The 19836-nt window shown below is 67.9% G+C and carries 22 protein-coding genes; 8 read left to right on the forward strand and 14 right to left on the reverse strand.

Annotated features, from left to right (window positions below):
- Window positions 1–97 precede the first annotated feature (97 nt).
- The 4 genes from ACG10_RS17290 (at window position 98) to lnt (ending at window position 4113) form a co-directional block, all read left to right on the forward strand.
- Entirely contained in the window at window positions 98–1111 is a 1014-nt protein-coding gene (locus ACG10_RS17290) for a PhoH family protein (protein ID WP_039805871.1), read from the forward strand.
- Window positions 1104–1595 (forward strand): rRNA maturation RNase YbeY, encoded by a 492-nt coding sequence (gene ybeY, locus ACG10_RS17295; RefSeq protein ID WP_089169162.1) that lies wholly within the window; start codon window positions 1104–1106, stop codon window positions 1593–1595. Before ACG10_RS17290 ends, ybeY begins: the two co-directional genes overlap by 8 nt.
- Window positions 1592–2434 (forward strand): HlyC/CorC family transporter, encoded by an 843-nt coding sequence (locus tag ACG10_RS17300; protein ID WP_039805873.1) that lies wholly within the window; start codon window positions 1592–1594, stop codon window positions 2432–2434. Before ybeY ends, ACG10_RS17300 begins: the two co-directional genes overlap by 4 nt.
- 125 nt (window positions 2435–2559) lie before the next feature.
- Window positions 2560–4113, forward strand: coding sequence for an apolipoprotein N-acyltransferase (gene lnt, locus ACG10_RS17305; RefSeq protein ID WP_089169163.1), 1554 nt, complete (start codon window positions 2560–2562; stop codon window positions 4111–4113).
- On the opposite strand, the gene ACG10_RS17310 is transcribed toward lnt, so the two are convergent.
- Together ACG10_RS17310 and ACG10_RS17315 are read right to left on the reverse strand one after the other, a co-directional pair.
- Window positions 4104–4865: a YdcF family protein gene (locus tag ACG10_RS17310; protein ID WP_089169164.1), complete on the reverse strand. Its 762-nt coding sequence runs from the start codon at window positions 4863–4865 to the stop codon at window positions 4104–4106. The genes lnt and ACG10_RS17310 overlap by 10 nt on opposite strands.
- 26 nt (window positions 4866–4891) lie before the next feature.
- Window positions 4892–5311, reverse strand: a complete 420-nt coding sequence (locus ACG10_RS17315) for a zinc ribbon-containing protein (protein ID WP_039805877.1) — start codon at window positions 5309–5311, stop codon at window positions 4892–4894.
- Between the two features lie 196 nt (window positions 5312–5507).
- Here ACG10_RS17315 and leuS point away from each other — a divergent pair, with 196 nt between their 5' ends.
- From leuS to holA, 3 genes are read left to right on the forward strand one after another with little or no spacing between them, the layout of a single operon-like run.
- Window positions 5508–8120 (forward strand): leucine--tRNA ligase, encoded by a 2613-nt coding sequence (gene leuS / locus ACG10_RS17320; protein WP_089169165.1) that lies wholly within the window; start codon window positions 5508–5510, stop codon window positions 8118–8120.
- A 49-nt stretch (window positions 8121–8169) separates the two neighbouring features.
- Window positions 8170–8796: an LPS-assembly lipoprotein LptE gene (locus ACG10_RS17325; protein WP_039805879.1), complete on the forward strand. Its 627-nt coding sequence runs from the start codon at window positions 8170–8172 to the stop codon at window positions 8794–8796.
- Between the two features lie 37 nt (window positions 8797–8833).
- Window positions 8834–9874, forward strand: a complete 1041-nt coding sequence (holA, locus tag ACG10_RS17330) for a DNA polymerase III subunit delta (protein ID WP_089169166.1) — start codon at window positions 8834–8836, stop codon at window positions 9872–9874.
- Between the two features lie 121 nt (window positions 9875–9995).
- Here the strand turns inward: holA and ACG10_RS17335 are convergent, their stop codons facing one another.
- Window positions 9996–10622 carry a YfbU family protein gene (locus tag ACG10_RS17335; protein WP_089169167.1) on the reverse strand — a complete coding sequence of 209 codons (627 nt, stop codon included), beginning with the start codon at window positions 10620–10622 and terminating at the stop codon, window positions 9996–9998.
- A 172-nt stretch (window positions 10623–10794) separates the two neighbouring features.
- Between ACG10_RS17335 and arfA the strand changes: the two genes are divergently transcribed.
- Entirely contained in the window at window positions 10795–10956 is a 162-nt protein-coding gene (gene arfA, locus ACG10_RS17340; RefSeq protein ID WP_089169168.1) for an alternative ribosome rescue factor ArfA, read from the forward strand.
- A gap of 197 nt (window positions 10957–11153) precedes the next feature.
- Here the strand turns inward: arfA and ACG10_RS17345 are convergent, their stop codons facing one another.
- The 11 genes from ACG10_RS17345 to ACG10_RS23840 all read right to left on the reverse strand — a co-directional run bounded on the left by ACG10_RS17345 (window position 11154) and on the right by ACG10_RS23840 (window position 19745).
- Window positions 11154–11780, reverse strand: a complete 627-nt coding sequence (locus ACG10_RS17345; protein ID WP_089169169.1) for a thermonuclease family protein — start codon at window positions 11778–11780, stop codon at window positions 11154–11156.
- A gap of 392 nt (window positions 11781–12172) precedes the next feature.
- Complete coding sequence (locus tag ACG10_RS17350; protein WP_089169170.1) at window positions 12173–12622, reverse strand: GlcG/HbpS family heme-binding protein; 450 nt, start codon at window positions 12620–12622, stop codon at window positions 12173–12175.
- Between the two features lie 98 nt (window positions 12623–12720).
- Window positions 12721–13770, reverse strand: a complete 1050-nt coding sequence (dmpG, locus tag ACG10_RS17355) for a 4-hydroxy-2-oxovalerate aldolase (protein WP_089169171.1) — start codon at window positions 13768–13770, stop codon at window positions 12721–12723.
- Between the two features lie 55 nt (window positions 13771–13825).
- The gene (locus ACG10_RS17360; protein WP_089169172.1) at window positions 13826–15286 is read right to left on the reverse strand and encodes a 2-hydroxymuconic semialdehyde dehydrogenase; all 1461 of its coding nucleotides are present in this window, start codon (window positions 15284–15286) and stop codon (window positions 13826–13828) included.
- Window positions 15287–15311: 25 nt separating this feature from the next.
- Complete coding sequence (locus ACG10_RS17365; RefSeq protein WP_089169173.1) at window positions 15312–16235, reverse strand: catechol 2,3-dioxygenase; 924 nt, start codon at window positions 16233–16235, stop codon at window positions 15312–15314.
- An 8-nt stretch (window positions 16236–16243) separates the two neighbouring features.
- A complete protein-coding gene (locus ACG10_RS17370; protein ID WP_089169174.1) occupies window positions 16244–16558 on the reverse strand; it encodes a 2Fe-2S iron-sulfur cluster-binding protein in 315 nt (104 codons plus the stop codon).
- A 32-nt stretch (window positions 16559–16590) separates the two neighbouring features.
- Window positions 16591–17547 (reverse strand): acetaldehyde dehydrogenase (acetylating), encoded by a 957-nt coding sequence (locus ACG10_RS17375; protein WP_089169175.1) that lies wholly within the window; start codon window positions 17545–17547, stop codon window positions 16591–16593.
- Window positions 17548–17593: 46 nt separating this feature from the next.
- A complete protein-coding gene (locus ACG10_RS17380) occupies window positions 17594–17785 on the reverse strand; it encodes a tautomerase family protein (protein ID WP_039805889.1) in 192 nt (63 codons plus the stop codon).
- Between the two features lie 16 nt (window positions 17786–17801).
- Complete coding sequence (dmpH, locus tag ACG10_RS17385) at window positions 17802–18590, reverse strand: 2-oxo-3-hexenedioate decarboxylase (RefSeq protein ID WP_089169176.1); 789 nt, start codon at window positions 18588–18590, stop codon at window positions 17802–17804.
- Window positions 18591–18603: 13 nt separating this feature from the next.
- A complete protein-coding gene (dmpE, locus tag ACG10_RS17390; RefSeq protein ID WP_089169177.1) occupies window positions 18604–19389 on the reverse strand; it encodes a 2-oxopent-4-enoate hydratase in 786 nt (261 codons plus the stop codon).
- 17 nt (window positions 19390–19406) lie between these two features.
- The gene (locus ACG10_RS23840; RefSeq protein ID WP_157731477.1) at window positions 19407–19745 is read right to left on the reverse strand and encodes a hypothetical protein; all 339 of its coding nucleotides are present in this window, start codon (window positions 19743–19745) and stop codon (window positions 19407–19409) included.
- Window positions 19746–19836: the final 91 nt, after the last annotated feature.

Consider the following 19836-nt stretch of genomic DNA (forward strand, 5'->3'; position numbering starts at 1 on the left):
TCCGCCGTCCGTCGGCTGTCATCGGCTTCCCCCCTGCCGCCGACGGCGCTATCCTTTCTTCATCACCCTGCTGCAGGACGGTTGTCCCCGAAAGCCCTTGAACGCACCCACAGAATCCCGTCGCTTCACCCTCGACCCCTTCGAAGCCCGCCGCTTCGCCAATCTCTGCGGACAGTTCGACGAACATCTGCGCCTGATCGAACAGCGTCTGGCCATCGAGATCCGCAACCGCGGCAACCAGTTCGAACTGCTCGGCGATCCGAAACACACCCAGGCCGCCGAACACCTGCTGCGCCGCCTCTACCGCGAAACCCACAGCGCCGACCTGTCGCTGGAGCTGGTCCACCTGTACCTCCAGGAATCGGGCATGGAGGCGCTGGCCGATCCCAGGGCCGAGGCCGGCGTCGCCCTGCGCACCCGCAAGGGGCTGATCCGCCCGCGCGGCGCCAACCAGCAGCGCTACGTCAAGGCGATCCTCGACAACGACATCAACTTCGGCATCGGCCCGGCCGGCACCGGCAAGACCTACCTGGCCGTGGCCTGCGCGGTGGACGCCCTGGAGCGCGAGCAGGTGCGGCGCATCCTGCTGGTGCGCCCGGCGGTGGAGGCCGGCGAGAAACTCGGCTTTTTGCCCGGCGACCTGGCGCAGAAGATCGACCCCTACCTGCGCCCGCTGTACGACGCGCTCTACGAGATGCTCGGCTTCGAACAGGTGGCCAAGCTGATCGAGAAGCAGGTGATCGAGATCGCCCCGCTGGCCTACATGCGCGGCCGGACCCTGAACAACAGCTTCATCATCCTCGACGAGAGCCAGAACACCACCCTGGAACAGATGAAGATGTTCCTCACCCGGATCGGCTTCGGCTCCACCGCGGTGATCACCGGCGACGTGACCCAGGTCGATCTGCCGCGCGGCACCAAATCGGGGCTGGCCCATGTGATCGAGGTGCTCCGCGACGTGCCGGGGATCAGCTTCACCCACTTCCAGCCCAAGGACGTGGTGCGCCACCCGCTGGTGCAGCGGATCGTCGAAGCCTACGAGCGCTTCGAGGAGCTCCATCCGGCCCGCCCCCAGGGCGAGCCGCGCCAGGAAGGACGCCGCGATGCTTGAACTGGACCTGCAGGCGGCCAGCGGCCTGCCGCTGCCCGCCGAGAGCGACTTCCGCCGCTGGTGCGAACTGGCCCTGCGCCAGCGCAGCGCCGACTCCGAACTGACCATCCGCCTGGTCGACGAGGCGGAAGGCCGCGAGCTGAACCGTACCTGGCGGCACAAGGACTACCCGACCAACGTGCTGTCCTTCCCCGCCGATATCCCCGACGGGCTGCTGGACATCCCGCTGCTCGGCGACCTGGTGATCTGCGTGCCGGTGGTCGAGCGCGAGGCGGCCGAACAGGGCAAGCTGCCGGACGCCCATTGGGCCCACCTGGTGATCCACGGCTGCCTGCACCTGCTCGGCTACGACCACCTCGAGGACGAGGAAGCCGAGGAAATGGAATCCCTGGAACGGGACTTGCTAGCTGAACTGGGCTACCCCGACCCCTATGACGGCGACGACCAGCCCGAATCCCTGGTCACCACGAGCGAAGGAAGATGAGCGACGATCGATCGAGCAACGGGCAATCCTGGCTGAGCAAACTCACCCAGGCCTTTGCCCATGAACCCCGCAACCGCCAGGAACTGCTGGATATCCTCCACGAGGCGCACGAGAACGAGCTGCTCGACAGCGAGGCGCTGACCATCGTGGAGGGCGCCATCCAAGTCGTGGACCTGCAGGTCCGCGACATCATGGTTCCGCGTTCGCAGATGATCACCGTCAAGGCCGGCCAGACGCCGCAGGAGTGCCTGCCGACCATCATCGACGCCGCCCACTCGCGCTATCCGGTGATCGGCGAGAGCCTCGACGACATCGTCGGCATCCTCCTGGCCAAGGACCTGCTGCCGCTGCTGCTGCGCAATACCGGCGAGGCCTGCGCCTGCGAACTCAGGCAGTTGCTGCGCCCGGCGACCTTCGTCCCCGAATCCAAGCGCCTCAACGTGCTGCTGCGGGAGTTCCGCAGCACCCACAACCACATGGCCATCGTCATCGACGAATACGGCGGCGTCGCCGGCCTGGTGACCATCGAGGACGTGCTCGAGCAGATCGTCGGCGACATCGAGGACGAGCACGACGTCGAGGAGGACAGCTACATCAAGGAGCTGCCCAGCGGTGACTTCGTGATCAAGGCGCTGATGCCGATCGAGGACTTCAACAAGCATTTCGGCAGCCAGCTGCCCGAGAGCGAGTTCGACACCCTCGGCGGCCTGGTGGCCCACGCCTTCGGCCACCTGCCCAAGCGCAACGAGACCGTCGAGGTCGGCGACTTCCGCTTCCGCGTGCTGAACGCCGATAGCCGGCGCATCCACCTGCTGCGCCTCACCCCTCCGCGCCACTGAGCGTCCCCGCCGGGGGCACCGCGCGCAACGCGGTGCCCCCGGCCATTCAACGGACTGTCATGGCATGCCGCGGGCCGCTCCATTAAGCTTGCGCCGCCTTTTTTCCGAGCAAGGACCTCTCTCCGATGCGCTGGATCACCCGCCCCGGCTGGCCGGGCAACCTGCTGGCGCTGGCCGCCGGCGCTCTGACGCCCTTGGCCCAGGCCCCCTTCGATATCTGGCCGCTGGCCCTGCTGTCGATCGCCCTGTTCTACCTCGGCCTGCGCGAGCTGGCGCCGCGGGCGGCGCTGTGGCGCGGCTGGTGCTACGGCTTCGGCCTCTACGCCGCCGGCACCAGCTGGATCTACATCAGCATCCACGACTACGGCGCCGCCTCGCTGCCGCTGGCCGGCCTGCTCACCTTCGCCCTGATGCTCGCCTTGGCGTTCTTCTTCGCCCTGCCCGCCTGGCTGTGGAGCCGCTGGCTGCGCCGGGCCGAGGCGCCGCTGGCCGACGCCCTGGGTTTTGCCGCCCTGTGGCTGGCGCTGGAAGGCTTTCGCGGCTGGTTCCTCACCGGTTTTCCCTGGCTCTACGCCGGCTACAGCCAGCTCGAAGGGCCGCTCGCCGGCCTGGCGCCGCTGGGCGGAGTCTGGCTGCTGTCCTTCGTCCTCGCGCTGTCCGCGGCGCTGCTGGTCAACCTGCCACGCCTGATCCGCCGGCCGCAGGCTTTGGCCGGCGCCCTCGGCCTGCTGCTCGCCCCCTGGGGACTCGGCCAGGCGCTCAAGGGCCATGCCTGGACCGCGTCTGCCGGCGCGCCGCTGAAGATCGCCGCGGTGCAGGGCAACGTGCCGCAGAACCTCAAGTGGGACCCGGAGCAGCTCAGTGCCCAGCTGATGCTCTACCGCGACCTCACCCTGCAGCGGGCTGCTGCGGTCGACCTGGTGGTCTGGCCGGAAACCGCCGTGCCGATTCTCCGCGAGTATGCCGAGGACTACCTCGCCGGCCTCGACCGCTACGCCCGCCCGCGCAACATCGCACTGCTCACCGGGGTGCCGATCCGCCAGCGCAATGCGCAGGGCGAGCCGCACTACTACAACGGCATCACCGTGGCCGGCGAAGGCGCGGGCACCTACCTGAAGCAGAAACTGGTGCCCTTCGGCGAATACGTGCCGCTGCAGGAGCTGCTGCGCGGGCTGATCGCCTTCTTCGACCTGCCGATGTCCGACTTCGCCCGCGGCCCGGCCGACCAGCCGCTGCTCGAGGCCCGCGGCTGGCGGATCGCCCCCTACATCTGCTACGAGGTGGTCTACCCGGAATTCGCCGCCGGCCTGGCCGCGCGCAGCGACCTGCTGCTCACCATCAGCAACGACGCCTGGTTCGGCACCTCCATCGGCCCCCTGCAGCACCTGCAGATGGCGCAGATGCGCGCCCTGGAGGCCGGCCGCTGGATGATCCGCACCACCAACAACGGCGTCACCGCGCTGATCGACCCCTTCGGGCGGATCACCGAGCGCCTGCCGCAGTTCCAGCGCGCCGTGCTCTACGGCGAGGTGACGCCGATGCAGGGCCTCACCCCCTACCTGCAGTGGCGCGCCTGGCCGCTGGCGACCCTCGCCGTCCTGCTGCTCGGCTGGGCGCTGCTGCGCCGGCGCGCCGAACGGGCCTCGGCGGCCGGCGCGACCATCGAGGCTCAGCGGTAGAGAAGCGGATAGGCCAGTTGCCCGAGCGCCTCGTTGAGCAGCAGGCCGCTCTGCCACAGCGCCCGCCCCTCGGGCAGCCAGCCGCCCAGCGGGCGGCCGTTGGGCACGCCGAGAAAGCCCGCCGGGGCCGGCAGCACCGTGAAGCCGGCCCGCTCGAAGCACCAGCGCGCCCGCGGCATGTGCCAGGCCTGGGTCACCAGCACCACCCGGCGGATGCCCTCCGCCTGCAACAGCTCGGCGCTGTAGCGGGCGTTCTCCCAGGTGGTGCGGCTGCGCTCCTCGCGCCAGCGCAGCGGCAGGCCATGGTCGCGCTCCAGTACCTCGCCGAGCAGCGCCGCCTCGCTGGGCGGCGCACCGAAATGCAGTCCGCCGCTGGCCAGCAGCGGCAGGCCCGAGGCCCGCGCCAGGCGGGCGGCGTAGCGCAGCCGCTCGAGCGCCAGCGGGCTCGGCTGATCGCCGCCCCAGGCCGGATCGCCGCGCTCGCGGCCGCCGCCCAGCACCACGATGGCCTCGGCGCGCTGCGCCAGCTGCGGCCACTGCGCCTCGACCAGCGCCGGCTCGCGCTCGATGGCTCGCGCCGCCCACTCCACCGTCACCGGCAGGCTGAGCAGCCACAGCCCGCCCAGCCCGAGGGCGAAGCACAGCCCGGCCGCCCGCGGCGCACGGCGGCGCAGCCACCAGCCGAGCCCCAGCAGGAGCAGCAGGCCGGACGGCGGCAGCAGCAGTTGCTTGAGCAGATAGCGAAGCGGCATGGGCACCTCCGGGCGAGGCGCAGAGCCTAACCCGAGCGGCGCCGCAGAGCGACCCGGAACAGTCGCGAAGCGCAGACCGGACAGGCCGCGACGCAGCCGGCGCGCCGCCAGCGCACGGCCCGGCCGCACAGGGCGCAGAGCAAGTGGGCATGGCGAAGCCGCGGTGGCGCGGCGGGACGCTCCCTCGGCACGAAGAGATGGGCACGCTCCTGACGCTCGATCAGCGCCAGCTCCTCGGCCGCCGCCTGCCAGCCGCGCAGCCACTGCAGGTCCCGGCGCAGCCAGGCGCGGATCAGCGCCCGCTCGGCGGGCGACAGATCGTGCAGCTCCAGCACGACCGGCTCCGGCCCGCCGCGACAGCGTGCGCCCTCGGCTCCGGCGAGGGCGCAGGCGACCCGCTCGATCAGCCGCCGGTACAGTCCGCCACGCGCGCCCATCTCGTCCATCCCACACCTCACACCGGGAGAAACGATCTCTTTTCCCTGAGCTTAGCGTCCGCCCCCGCCGCGGTCGGCCGTCGCGACCAACGGCGGCGGAGTGCCAGCGGCCGGCGCCCCGCGCCGGCCAGGCGTTTCCCATGGCCAAGCCCGCTCATGTATGCTACCGGGTTTTCCACGCCCCCTTTTCCAGCGCCAGCAGACCATGCACGAACAGTATCAGCCCCGCGAGATCGAAGCCGCCGCGCAGTCCCTCTGGGATGCCCAGAAGTCCTTTGAAGTGCGCGAGCAGCCCGGCAAGGACACCTTCTACTGCCTGTCGATGTTCCCCTACCCCAGCGGCAAGCTGCACATGGGGCACGTGCGCAACTACACCATCGGCGACGTGATCGCCCGCTACCAGCGCATGCAGGGCAGGAACGTGCTGCAGCCGATGGGCTGGGACGCCTTCGGCATGCCGGCGGAAAACGCCGCGATGAAGAACCAGGTGGCGCCGGCCAAGTGGACCTACGAGAACATCGCCTACATGAAGTCCCAGCTGAAAAGCCTGGGCCTGGGCATCGACTGGTCGCGTGAGGTCACCACCTGCAAGCCGGACTACTACCGCTGGGAGCAGTGGCTGTTCACCCAGCTGTTCGAGAAGGGCGTGATCTACCGCAAGAACGGCACCGTCAACTGGGACCCGGTGGACCAGACCGTGCTGGCCAACGAGCAGGTCATCGACGGCCGCGGCTGGCGCTCCGGCGCGCTGGTCGAGAAGCGCGAGATCCCCATGTACTACTTCCGCATCACCGCCTATGCGGAAGAACTGCTGAGTAGCCTGGACGAACTGAGCGGCTGGCCCGAGCAGGTCAAGACCATGCAGCGCAACTGGATCGGCAAGAGCTTCGGCGCCGACATCGTCTTCGACTACGACGTCGCCAGCGTCGGCGAGGCCGGCCAGCTGAAGGTCTACTCGACCCGCCCGGACACCCTGATGGGCGCCACCTACGTCGCCGTCGCCGCCGAGCACCCGCTGGCCCAGCGCGCCGCCGAGCACAACGCCGAACTGCAGGCGTTCATCGCCGAATGCAAGGCCGGCTCGGTGGCCGAGGCCGACATGGCGACCATGGAGAAGAAGGGCCTGGCCACCGGCCAGTTCGTCATCCACCCGCTGAGCGGCGACAAACTGCCGGTGTTCGTCGCCAACTACGTGCTCTGGGGCTACGGCGAGGGCGCGGTGATGGCCGTGCCGGCCCACGACGAGCGCGACTTCGAGTTCGCCAACAAGTACGGCCTGCCGATCAGGCAGGTCTACGCCGCCGAAGGCAAGGACTTCAGCGCCGCCGAATGGCAGGCCTGGTACGCCGACAAGGAAGGCCTGACCACCGTCAACAGCGGCAAGTACGACGGCAAGGACTTCACCGCCGCCTTCGACGCCATCGTCGCCGACCTGGAAGCCGGCGCCCACGGCGCGCGCAAGACCCAGTTCCGCCTGCGCGACTGGGGCATCAGCCGCCAGCGCTACTGGGGCTGCCCGATCCCGATCGTCCACTGCGACAGCTGCGGCGACGTGCCGGTGCCGGAAGACCAGCTGCCGGTGGTGCTGCCCGAGGACGTGGTGCCGGACGGCAGCGGCTCGCCGCTGGCCAAGATGCCGGAATTCTACGAATGCACCTGCCCGAAATGCGGCAAGCCGGCCAAGCGCGAAACCGACACCATGGACACCTTCGTCGAGTCGTCCTGGTACTACGCCCGCTACGCCTCGCCCACCTATGAGCAGGGCATGGTCGACCCGCAGGCGGCCAACCACTGGCTGCCGGTGGACCAGTACATCGGCGGCATCGAGCACGCCATCCTGCACCTGCTCTACGCGCGCTTCTTCCACAAGCTGATGCGCGACGAGGGCCTGGTCTCCTCCAACGAGCCGTTCAGGAACCTCCTGACCCAGGGCATGGTGGTCGCCGAGACCTACTACCGCACCCTGGAAAACGGCGGCAAGGACTGGTTCAACCCGGCCGACGTGGAAGTCGAGCGCGACGCCAGGGCCAAGGTGATCGGCGCGAAGCTCAAGACCGACGGCCTGCCGGTGGAGATCGGCGGCACCGAGAAGATGTCCAAGTCGAAGAACAACGGCGTCGACCCGCAGGCGATGATCGACGCCTACGGCGCCGACACCTGCCGCCTGTTCATGATGTTCGCCGCCCCGCCGGAACTCAGCCTGGAGTGGTCCGACGCCGGCGTCGAGGGCGCCAGCCGCTTCCTGCGCCGGGTCTGGCGCCTGGCTCAGTCCCATGTCGCCGCCGGCCTGCCGGGCGTGCTGGACACCGGCAGCCTGAGCGACGCCCAGAAGGAAATCCGTCGCGCCACCCACCTGGCCATCAGGCAGGCCAGCCAGGATGTCGGCCAGCACCACAAGTTCAACACCGCCATCGCCCAGGTGATGACCCTGATGAACGTGCTGGAAAAGGCCCCGACCGCCAGCGAACAGGACCGCGCCCTGCTCCAGGAAGGCCTGGAAACCGTGGCCCTGCTGCTGGCGCCGATCACCCCGCACATCTGCCACGCGCTCTGGGAGGCGCTCGGCAAGGACGGCCTGATCATCGACGCCGCCTGGCCGGCGGTGGACGAGTCCGCCCTGGTGCAGGACACCCTGACCCTGGTGGTGCAGGTCAACGGCAAGCTGCGCGGGGAAATCCAGGTGCCGGCCGCCGCCTCCCGCGAAGAAGTCGAGGCCGCCGCCCGCGCCAACGAGAACGTGCTGCGCTTCACCGAGGGCCTGGCCATCCGCAAGGTCATCGTGGTGCCGGGCAAGCTGGTCAACATCGTCGCCAATTGATGCGCGTCCCGGCGGCAAGACGCCGCCGGTCACTCCAAGGGGAAAGCAGATGATCAAACGGAGCCTCGCGCTCATCGCCCTGACCGGCCTGCTCGGTGCCTGCGGCTTCCAGCTGCGCGGCACCGGCGAGACTGGACGCCTTGCCCTCAGCGAACTCAACCTGAGCGCCCGCAACGCCTACGGCGAGACCCAGCGGCTGCTGCGCCGCCAGCTCGAAGCCAGCGGCGTCAAGGTGTATCCCGGCGCGCCCTACGAGCTGGTGCTGGCCCGTGAATCCGAGAAGCAGCGCACCGCCAGCTACACCAGCTCGGCGCGCAGCGTCGAATACGAGCTGACCACCACCCTCGAATACGAACTGCTCGACGCCCGCAAGCAGCTGCTCGGCAGCAACGAGCTGGAGGTGCAGAAGGTCTACGTGCACGACCAGAACAACATCACCGCCTCGACCCAGGAAGCCCAGCAGCTGCGCGAGGAGATGCGCCGCGAGATGGTCCAGCAGCTGATGCTGCGTCTGCAGCAGCTCACCCCGGAGCGCATCGCCCTGATGGAGCAACGGGCCAAGGAGCGTGCCCAGGCCGAGGCACAGGCCGCGGAGGCGGAGCGCCGCGCCCAGGAAGAGCAGCAGGAAGCGCCGCAGCAGTCGCCGCTCGAACTGCCGCCCGCCCTCATGCCCTGATGTCGCCGGGCGGGGCCCAGGCCCCGCCCCTTCCGCCATGAAGCTCTCTTCCGCGCAACTGCCCAGGCAGCTCAAGGACACCCTGGCGCCGGTCTACGTGGTCAGCGGCGACGAGCCGCTGCTCTGCCAGGAGGCCTGCGACGCCATCCGCGGCGCCGCCCGCGCCCAGGGCTTCAGCGAGCGGCAGGTGTTCAACGCCGACGCCAACTTCGACTGGAACCAGCTCTACGCGGCCGGCGCCAGCCTGTCGCTGTTCGCCGAGAAACGCCTGCTGGAGCTGCGCATTCCCAACGGCAAGCCCGGCGACAAGGGCGCCGCGGCGATCCTCGAATACCTGACCCGTCCCGCCGAGGACAACCTGCTGCTGATCAGCCTGCCCAGGCTCGACGCCGCCACCCAGAAGAGCAAGTGGGCCAAGGCGCTGCTCGACGGCCCGCAGGTGCAGTTCGTGCAGGTCTGGCCGGTCGACGCCCAGCAGCTGCCGCAATGGATCCGCCAGCGCCTGTCCCAGGCCGGGCTGGCCGCCAGCCAGGAAGCGCTGGAGCTGATCGCCGCCCGCGTCGAAGGCAACCTGCTGGCCGCCGCCCAGGAGATCGAGAAGCTCAAGCTGCTCGCCGAGAACAACCAGGTCGGCGCCGACACCGTGCAGGCCGCGGTGGCCGACAGCGCCCGCTTCGACGTCTTCGGCCTGCTCGACGCCGCCCTCGCCGGCCAGGCCGCCCACGCCCTGCGCATGCTCGATGGGCTGCGCGGCGAAGGCGTGGAAACCCCGGTGATCCTCTGGGCGCTGGCCCGCGAACTGCGCCAGCTGGCCACGCTCGCCCAGCAGTACGCCCAGGGCGTGCCGCTGGACAAGGCCTTCGCGCAGCTGCGCCCGCCGGTCTGGGAAAAGCGCCGCCCGCTGCTGACCAAGGCCCTGCAGCGCCACCCGGCGGCGCGCTGGAGCCAGCTGCTGCTCGACGCCCAGCTGATCGACGCGCAGATCAAGGGCCAGGCCGAAGGCGAGCCGTGGAACGGCCTCGCCCGGCTGGCGCTGGCCATCGCCGGCCAGCGCCTGCAGCTGCCGCCGGAAAGCTGAGGCGGGCGCGGGAGCTTCCCCTGACGCGCCGGGGAGTCGAGGAATGCAGGCGGCGGAAACGAAAAAGCCCCGCGGAGACAGCGGGGCTTCGTCCTGAAAGCAGCGTCACATGGCCGAAGGGTCAGGCCCAGCGCAGCACGTTGGCGTCCAGTTCCATGCCACTTTTCGGGATGATTTTTGCGTTCAGTATTTCCGCCAGCGCCTCTACCGACAGCCTGGACTCGGGGCCGGAGTCCGCGATGCGCGCGTACACCTCCAGCATCCGCCGATAGCCGTCGGCCAGGATCCTGTGCGAGTCGGTATCGCGCCCCCTGAAGGCCGGCCAGCGGCCCAGGTCATCCACGAGGATATGGACGATCCCCCGCAGATCGGCCTCATGGCTGCCATCGAACCCGCAAAACCGTGGGTCACGCCCGAAAGCCGGGGCCAGTTCGGCCAGCTGATCTTTCCGGGCCTGATCGAACCCGGCATAGGTCTCCTCGATGGCCTCCCACATGGTCAGCACTTCGGCGACAAAGGTGACGGCCTCGGGGGCTTCGATGCCGTCCTCGAACAAACCGGGATAGGCCCAGCCAAGCGCCCAACCGTGACCACCCTGAACCATCCGCCGCACAAAGAGCGGATCAACGCTGTTGTCGATCCCAAGATGCGCGTGGATATCGGTGAGCAGGGTGATGATCAGCTTTTGTTGGTTGGAAAACTCCATTTCTACCTCATCCTTGTTTTTGTTTTGCTGGGGTACCAGCATAGTCCAAAGGTCCGAGGAGGCGCATGAACGAACCCCGCAGAGCGGCTTCCAGGACTGGCCAACGGATGCCTGGCCGATGTTCCGGACTCCGCAACCGCGCGACTGGACATTTTTTGAGCAGCCGCGCATGATGCGCGCGCCTGCATGGGGCAGGTCTCGCAGGAGGAACCTGATGGGCAAGAAATCCCGCTCCCGGCCGAACAAGGCCAAATCCCTGGTCGCACAACCGCTGTTCCGCTGCCGCCAGGAACAAGCGAAGAAGGGCAAGGGCAGCTACCGCCGCGAAGCCTTCCGGTCCGACGACCGGGAGGCTTTTGTCTTTCTGGCCGCCTGAAAGGCCCGCGTCCCCTCTCCTCCCCGTTTCCCTCCCTCTTCATTCGCCGCCACGGCGGAAATCTCTCCGGCACCAGCCACAGGTACGCGCCGAGAGCCGTACGTTTTGCCGTTCTCCCCGCCGTGCGCCTCGATGCCCAGGCATCTCGCCGCGAGCGTTCAGCGTCCCCGCGTGCCGTGCTTTCGGTCGGCCGTACATCAACAAACCAACAGCGGTGCCGGGAGATAGGCCTGTCCAGCACTCAAGAATTGAAAGATGGCGCCCGGGAGCAACCGGGAAATATCCAGACGCCCCGTCATCCACAGGTAAGCACCACCTGCCAGCACACCCGCCACCAGCATCGCCAGTATCCATGGCCATATCTTCCAGCCCTTTTCAACGGGCCGGGCTTTCCCTTTCCCGAACTTGCGCCATTCCCACGGCGGCACCCGCTTTGCCTTCGGCAAGGCCCACAGCCCCTGCCTGGCCTTGCGTGCCCGCTCTTCCAGCCGGGCAAACTCCGGCTCCCTGGAATAGTCATGGTAAACCCAGGCATGGCCATGCCTGACCATCTCCTCATTGACGAACGTACGTCCACGAAAGACCTTTCCGACAATGCGGCCATAACGATCCCGGGCAGTCTGTTCGATCCTGACGCTCTTGTTGAGCACCATCGCCGCCAGTGCCTCTCTCGCCTCCGGACCATAGGGCTGAGCCTGCTCCGGGGTATCGATGCTGCACAACCGCACCACCACGGTCAGGCCATTGCCACAGTTCGCCTTCAAGGTATCCCCGTCGGGGACATGAACCACCTTTGCTTCCAGCAGCTTCTTCCTGCCTACCATCAATGAACACCACTCACGCTGAAACCATATCCGGGACCCTCCGCAGCTCATGGCCCCCGACTGACGATGAAAAAGGCCGCGCAGTATGACAGGGGACTTCCACGCCGTAAGCCATCGCCTACAGCAGATCGAGCGCTCTCCCCATTGGTTCGGAACGGCCAGCGGCGTAGATTGAATCCCACCAAGACGTCGAAGGATCGACGCAGGCCGACCACGGATGGCGGCCAGAGGGACGGTTGCAGGATGCGGCCACTTCGTCAGGACGACGAGCAAGGGACGTAAGAAGCAAAAACGGCGAGGCCAACCCCCTCGCCGTTTTTGCGTGCGCCGGAAAAAGCAGCGGCCCAGTTCCGCTGCCGCCGAAAGCACCCCCGGAAAAGCGCAGCGGCGTGCTATGCCGAAGGCGCATCCAGCAGGGCCAGCACGGCCCGCACCGCCGCCTGGGCGCACTGCTCGTCCTCCCGCTCGGAAGCGCCCGAGATGCCGATGGCGCCCACCGCCGTCCCCTCGAACAGAAAAGGCTCGCCGCCGCCGAACAGCGCCATGCGCGGCTGCAGCGGCAGGCCCTGGCGGACGGCATCGGACATCCCGGCCAAGCGCTCCTCCCAGACCCGCGTCGGCACCCCGAAGCCCACGGCGGTGAGCGCCTTGTTCAGGGCGATGTCCCGGCACTGCAGCGGCGCGCCGTCCATGTGCGCGGTGTGGATCGGCAGCCCTGCCGCGTCGACCACGGCGATGCTGACCCGCACCGACAGCGCCGTAGCCTGGTCGAGCGCCGCCTGCAGGGCGTGCATGGCCAGGGCCAGGTTGATGCTGTCGATCCGGCGAAGAGAAGGTTTCATCGGGTTCACGTCCTGTCTTGGCAAAAAATACCCGGGAGCGAAACCGCTCCCGGGCTCGAAAAGCCGCCGCGGCACTGCCGGGCGGATCGCTTGGCTTCTTATGCGGAAGCCTGGCGGGCAGCGTCTCCCTGCTGGCGCAGCAGATCCAGCGCCACGTCGACGATCATGTCCTCCTGGCCGCCGACCATCCGCCGCTTGCCCAGCTCGACGAGGATGTCCACGGTGCTCAGGCCGTATTTGCTCGCCGCCACCTCGGCATGGCGCAGGAAGCTCGAGTAGACGCCGGCATAGCCGAGCGCCAGGGTCTCGCGGTCGACCCGCACCGGGCGGTCCTGCAGCGGGCGGACGATTTCGTCGGCGGCGTCCATCAGGGTGTAGAGGTCGGTGCCGTGGTTCCAGCCCAGGCGCTCGGCCGCGGCGATGAACACCTCCAGCGGCGCGTTGCCGGCCCCCGCGCCCATGCCGGCGAGGCTGGCGTCGATGCGGTCGCAGCCCTCCTCCACCGCAACGATGGAGTTGGCCACGCCGAGCGACAGGTTGTGGTGGGCGTGGATGCCGGTCTGGGTCGCCGGGTCGAGCAGGTCCTTGACCGCGCGAAAGCGCTCGCGCACGTCCTGCATGCTCAGCGCGCCGCCGGAGTCGACCACGTAGATGCAGGTGGCGCCGTAGCTTTCCATCTTCTTCGCCTCGACCGCCAGGTTCTGCGGGCTGGTCATGTGGCTCATCATCAGGAAGCCCACGGTGTCCATGCCCAGCTCGCGGGCGTAGGCGATGTGCTGCCGGGAGACGTCGGCCTCGGTGCAGTGGGTCGCCACGCGCACCACGCGGGCACCGGCCTCGTAGGCTTCCTTGAGATGGTGCACCGTGCCGATGCCGGGCAGCAGCAGGGTGGCGATCTTCGCGTGGCTCACCACTTCGGCGACCGCTTCGATCCACTCGATATCACTGTGGGCGCCGAAGCCGTAGTTGAAGCTCGAACCCTGCAGGCCGTCGCCGTGGGCGACCTCGATGGAGTCGACCCTGGCCTTGTCCAGCGCGCGGGCGATGGCCTGCACGTTGGCGATCGAGTACTGGTGACGGACGGCGTGGCTGCCGTCGCGCAGGGTCACGTCGGAGATGTACAGCTTCTTGTTCGGATCGAAAGTCATCTTGGCTCTCCTCGGGCGGCGCTATTCGTGCCGCTTTCCTTGACGGGTAACTGCCTCACAGCTTCACGCAGACGTTCTTCAGCTCGGTGTAGAACTCCAGCGAGTGCACCCCGCCTTCGCGGCCGATGCCCGACTGCTTGGCGCCGCCGAAGGCGGTGCGCAGGTCGCGCAGGAACCAGCTGTTGACCCAGACGATGCCGGCCTCGATCTGCCCGGCGACGCGGTGGGCGCGCGAGGCGTTCTCGGTCCAGATCGCCGAGGCCAGGCCGTAGGGCAGGCTGTTGGCCAGCTCGACGGCTTCCTCCTCGGTGTCGAACGGACGGATGTGGCAGCAGGGGCCGAAGATTTCCTCGGTGACCACCGGCGAATCGTCCGACAGGCCGGTCCAGATGGTCGGCTGCACCCAGGCGCCGCCGGCCAGGTGCTGAGGCATGTCCGGCACGCCGCCGCCGGTGACGATGGTGGCGCCCTCGTCCTGGGCCTTCTGGTAGTAGCTGAGGACCTTCTCGCGGTGCTTGTGGCTGACCAGCGGACCGAAGTTGGCCTTCGGATCGTTCGGCTCGCCGATCACCAGCGCCTCGGCGCCGGCCTTCAGGCGGGCGACGAATTCGTCGAAGATCGGCCGCTGCACGTAGACGCGCTCGGTGCCCAGGCAGACCTGGCCGCAGTTGGCGAAGGCCGAGCGCAGGGTGCCCTCGATGGCCTTGTCCAGGTCGGCGTCGGCGAAGACGATGCCGGCGTTCTTGCCGCCCAGTTCCAGGGACACCTGACGCACGCCCTTGGCCGCGGCGCGCATGATGGTTTCGCCGGTGCCGGTTTCGCCGGTGAAGGTGATGCCATCGACGTCCGGGTGGGCGGTGAGGAAGGCGCCGGCCGAGTCGCCGCCGAAGCCGTGCACCACGTTGTAGACGCCGGCCGGCACGCCGGCGGCATTCATCACTTCACCAAGCAGGGCGGTGGTGGTGGGGGTTTCCTCGGACGGCTTGACCACCACGGTGTTGCCGCAGGCCAGCGCCGGGCCGACCTTCCAGGTCATCAAGAGCAGCGGCAGGTTCCACGGACTGATCACGCCGATCACGCCCTTGGGCCGGCGCACGCCGTAGTTGAGCGCGCCGGTGCCGTCCGGGGTGGCCATCTCGAAGGCCTCGGTGGGCACGTTCTTCACCAGGTCGGCGAACACCGAAAAGTTGGCCGCGCCGCGCGGGATGTCGATGTGCGAGGCGAGGGACTTCGGCTTGCCGGTGTCCTGGCACTCGGCCTCGAGGAACTCGTCGAAGCGCGCGGTGATGCCGGCGGCGACGCGGTGCAGGATCTCGGTGCGCTCGGCCACGCTCATCCTGCCCCAGGGGCCTTTCAGGGCGGCGCGGGCGGCCTTGACCGCGGCGTCCACTTCGGCCTCGCCGGCTTCGTGGACCTTGGCGATCACCTGGCCGTTGGCCGGGTTGACGTTGTCGAACAGCCTGCCGCTGGCCGAACCGACGTATTCGCCGTTGATGAAATGCTTGATCTCTTTCATGGGCTCAATCTCGTGAAATCTGGAATCAGGTCAGGGCGGTGAGGAAGCGTTCGTTGAGCTGGCGGTCGTGGTAGAAGATCGCCTTGCCCAGCTGGTCGGCGGTCCAGGTCACCGGCGGATGGTCCGGGTAGTGGTAGTCGCCGCCGCAGAACACCTCGTTGCGGTTGCCCGACGGATCGAAGAAATAGATGGTCTTGCCGTGGGTCAGGCCGTGGCGGGTCGGACCGATGTCCAGCGAAGTGCCGCTCATGCTGATCAGGTCGGCGGCGCGCAGCACGTCCTCCCAGCTCTCGAGGAAGAACGAGGCGTGGTGGAAGCGGCCCTTCTCCGGATGCTGGATGAAGGCCACGTCGTGGGCCTTCATGCCGACGGTGAGGAACTGGGCGACGCGCTTGCCCGCATCGTCGAGCACCTGCTCGGCGAGGCTGAAGCCGAGCACCTCGGTGAACAGGCGCAGGGTTTCCGGCAGTTCGACGCCGTACAGCAGGCAGTGGTCGAAGCGGGTCGCCTTCATGCCCTGCAGGCCGCGCGGCCAGGCTTCCGGGTTGACCTCGGAGACGCCCCACTTGCCGGTCTGCTCCTTCTCGGCGAACAGCTCGAAGCAGTGCCCGGAGGGCGCCTCGAAGCGGATGCGCCGGCCGCAGCCCTTGAGTTCGCCGGCCGGCAGGCTTTCCACCTGGCAGCCGAAGGCGGCCAGCTCCTCGCTCAGGCGGCAGAGGGTGGCGTCGTCGACGACCTTGAAGCCGAGGAAATCCATGCCCGGCTCGTCGGCCTCGCGCAGCACCACCGAGAACCGGTCGATTTCGGTCCAGCCCTTGAGATACACGCGGCCCTGCGCATCCCTGTCCATCTCGATCAGCCCGAGCAGATCGACGTAGTGTTTGAGGGCAGCCTGCATGTCCAGCACGCGCAGCTGGATATGGCCCGGACGCATTACACCTTTTTTCATGATGACACCTATTGTTGTTCTGGAGCCGCCCGGACTGCCTCGCCGCACGCCTGTACCTCGGAATCGCCCAGGGGAAAGAGCCGGCAGGCCAGGGCCAGGCCCCGACCGCGCTCGTCGGTGCTTATGTGGCGGCAACTCATGGCGCCGAAGTCGAACCGGCCGGAAACCACCCGGACCTTGCAGACTCCGCAGCCGCCGCCCCGGCAACCGACCGGAATGCACCCCTTCCCATGGCGTTCCATGGCGCACAGCAACGATTCGCCAGGCCGCACTTCAAGCACTTCACCACTGACCCGCTCGAGGACCCGATGCGACCGGCTCATGGCCGTCGCCTCCCGCGAGCCCGGTCCACCGTCTAGACCAGCGCCGAAGGCAGAACCCGTACCTTGCCGCGCTCGGCCATCCGCTCGGCGCAGGACAGCGCCGCCGAGGTCATGATGTCGAGGTTGCCCGCATAGGCCGGCAGGTAGTGGGCGGCGCCCTCCACCTCGAGGAAGATCGAGGTCTTGAGGCCCGCGACCATGCCCACGTCCGGCACGTTGACCGGCGTCTCGAGCAGGTCGAACTGCACCTCCTGCTTGAGCCGGTAGCCCGGCACGTAGCGCTGCACGCTGGCGACCATCTCCGCGACGCTGGCGGCGATGGCGTCCCGGTCAACCGCCTCGGAGAGCACGAACACGCTGTCGCGCATGATCAGCGGCGGCTCGGCCGGATTCAGCACGATGATCGCCTTGCCCTTCTGCGCCCCGCCGATCACCTCGATGGCCTTGGAGGTGGTCTCGGTGAACTCGTCGATGTTGGCGCGGGTGCCGGGACCGGCCGACTTGCTGGCGATCGAGGCGACGATCTCGGCGTAGTGGACTTTGGCCACGCGCGACACCGCAGCGACCATCGGGATGGTCGCCTGGCCGCCGCAGGTGACCATGTTGATGTTCGACGCATCGAGCTCGGCGTCCAGGTTGATCGCCGGGACCACGTAGGGGCCGATGGCCGCCGGGGTCAGGTCGATGACCTTCACCCCGTGGGCCTGCAGCAGCTCGTTGTGATGGGCATGGGCGCCGGCCGAGGTGGCGTCGAAGGCGATGCCGATGTCCTTGAACTCCGGCAGCGCCAGCAGGCCCTCCACGCCTTGCGCGGTGGTGGCGACGCCGAGCCGCCTGGCGCGCGCCAGACCGTCGGACGCCGGATCGATACCGACCATGGCGCCCATTTCCAGGTGCTTGCCATGGCGCAGCACCTTGATCATCAGGTCGGTGCCGATGTTGCCCGAACCGATGATCGCAACCTTGCAACGGGACGATGTTCTATCCACGGAAAACCTCGATTGTTGTCATTGTGCTGGATGTCGGGCGGCGCGCTCAGCGGCCGCGCTGCTTGGCCGTCTGCCCGGCGATGCCGAAGTTGCTGCTGGGCACCTCGGTGATCACCACCCGTACGCTCTCGATCGGCGCATCGATGGCGTCCACGGTGGCACGGGTCAGGGCGTCGATCAGGCGGGCCTTCTGCTCTTCGCTGCGGCCTTCGATCAGGTAAACCTGCATGATGGGCATGGTGTCTTCCTCGCGGTCATACGAAGCGCATCGATACGCTGCCCAGATGCTGGTAGCGCACAATGACGTTGTCGCCGGCGGCCACCGCCACCGCCTCGGTGACCCCGCCGGTGAGAATCAGGGTGCCGGCGGGAATCTCACGGCCGCGGGCGCCGAGCATGTTGGCGAGCATCGCCACGCTCTGTGCCGGATGGCCGAGCACCGCGGCGCCGGAGGCCATGGCCACCACCTCGCCGTTCTTCTCCATCACCACGCCGAGGTTCTTCAGGTCGATGCCCTCGGCGTTGCGGTGGGTGCCGCCGAGGACGTAGCGCGCGGACGAGGTGTTGTCGGCGATCACGCTCTTCAGGTCGAAGCGGAAGTTCTCGTAGCGCGAGTCGATGATCTCCACTGCCGGCAGGATGAAGTCGGTGGCCGCCAGCACGGTGCCGATGTGGCAGCCCGGGCCCTTCAGCGGGCGCCTGGTGACGAAGGCGATCTCCGCCTCGACCTTGGGATGGATCAGGCGCCGGGTGTCGATCTCGCCGCCGTCGGCCACTGCGCCGTAGTCGGTGATGAAGCCGTAGACCGGATCGACGACGCCCATCTGGCGCATCTTGGCGTGGGAGGTCAGGCCCATCTTCAGGCCGGCGACGCGCATGCCGCGGGCTTCCTTGAGGGCGCGCAGGGCGTCCTGGATGGCGTAGGCGTCCTCCCAGTCCATCTCCGGGTAGTCGTCGGTGATCTTGTGGACCTCGCGACGCTCGGTTTCGGCGGCGTCGAGGTGGGCGGCGAGGCGCTCGATGGTTTGCGGGTCGAGATTCATCGAAATTCTCCTGTCAGACGAAACGCACGCCGGCCGAGCCGATGCCGCCGATGCTGATGCGCAGGTTGTCGCCGGCCTTGACCGGCAGCATGGTGGAGAGGGAACCGGAGAGGATCACCTCGCCGGCCTTGAGCGGCACCTCCAGGCGCCCGAGGGTGTTGGCCAGCCAGGCCACGGCGTTGGCCGGATGGCCCAGCGCGGCGGCGCCGGCGCCGGTGGCGGCGATCTCGCCGTTGAGTTCGAGGGTCATGCCGACCACGCCCAGATCCAGGCGGCGCGGATCGACGGCGGCATCGCCGAGCACGAACAGCGCCGAGGAGGCGTTGTCGGCCACGGTGTCCTGGATCCTGATCTTCCAGTCGGCGATCCGCGAATCGACGATCTCGAAGCAGGGCACCACGTATTCGGTGGCGCGCAGCACGTCGGCGACGGTCACCCCCGGTCCGGCCAGCTCGTGCTTGAGGACGAAGGCGATCTCGCCCTCGGCCTTCGGCGCGATCAGCCCGGCGGCCTCGATGGCCGCGCCGTCCTCGCGAAGCATGCCGGAGGTCAGGTGGCCGAAGTCGGGCTGGTCGACCTTGAGCAGGTCCATGACCACCCGGCTGGTGACGCCGATCTTCTTGCCGATCACGGTCTCGCCGTCGGCGTCCAGGCGCCGGGCGATCAGGCGCAGCTGGATCTGGTAGGCCTCCTCCAGGGTGAGCTGCGGATCGCGCTCGGTCAGCGGGGCGATGGGACGGCAATCCTTGAGCGAGCGGTAGAGCTCGTCGGCGTACTGGTTGAGCAGGGCTTGGCGCATGGTTGTTTTCCTGCGGGCTAAGCGTGAATGGCGAAAGGGGTGTCTGTATCGAGGCGCCCGCCAGGAGCGGAACGCTTCGGGAGTGGCTGGAAGGTAAACAGGGGCAGCAATGCCGTCCAATCGAATCTAGGCACCAAACGATGCCTTGAAGGCATCATTGAATTCCGCTCTTCGCGATTGCCGAAGAACTTCCAGCAAATCAGGCGATTGCCTTTTTCCACAGGCGGAAGTTGCCTGCCCAAGTTCAAGGAAATGTTCTTTCCGGATATCCGGTTTTCGATTTTGCGCACTTGGCCGAAGACGAAAACACGCTCTTTTTCGATCATCAACCAAAACGACAACAGTCTGTTTCGCATTTATGCCTTGTCCTCCCGAGCAGATAACCCTGAAACTTTGAAAACGTTGTGTGGAACAGTTCGGCAGCCTGTTTCCTGCAACCTTCCGATA

The organism is Azotobacter chroococcum, from assembly GCF_002220155.1.
Lineage (GTDB): Bacteria > Pseudomonadota > Gammaproteobacteria > Pseudomonadales > Pseudomonadaceae > Azotobacter > Azotobacter chroococcum.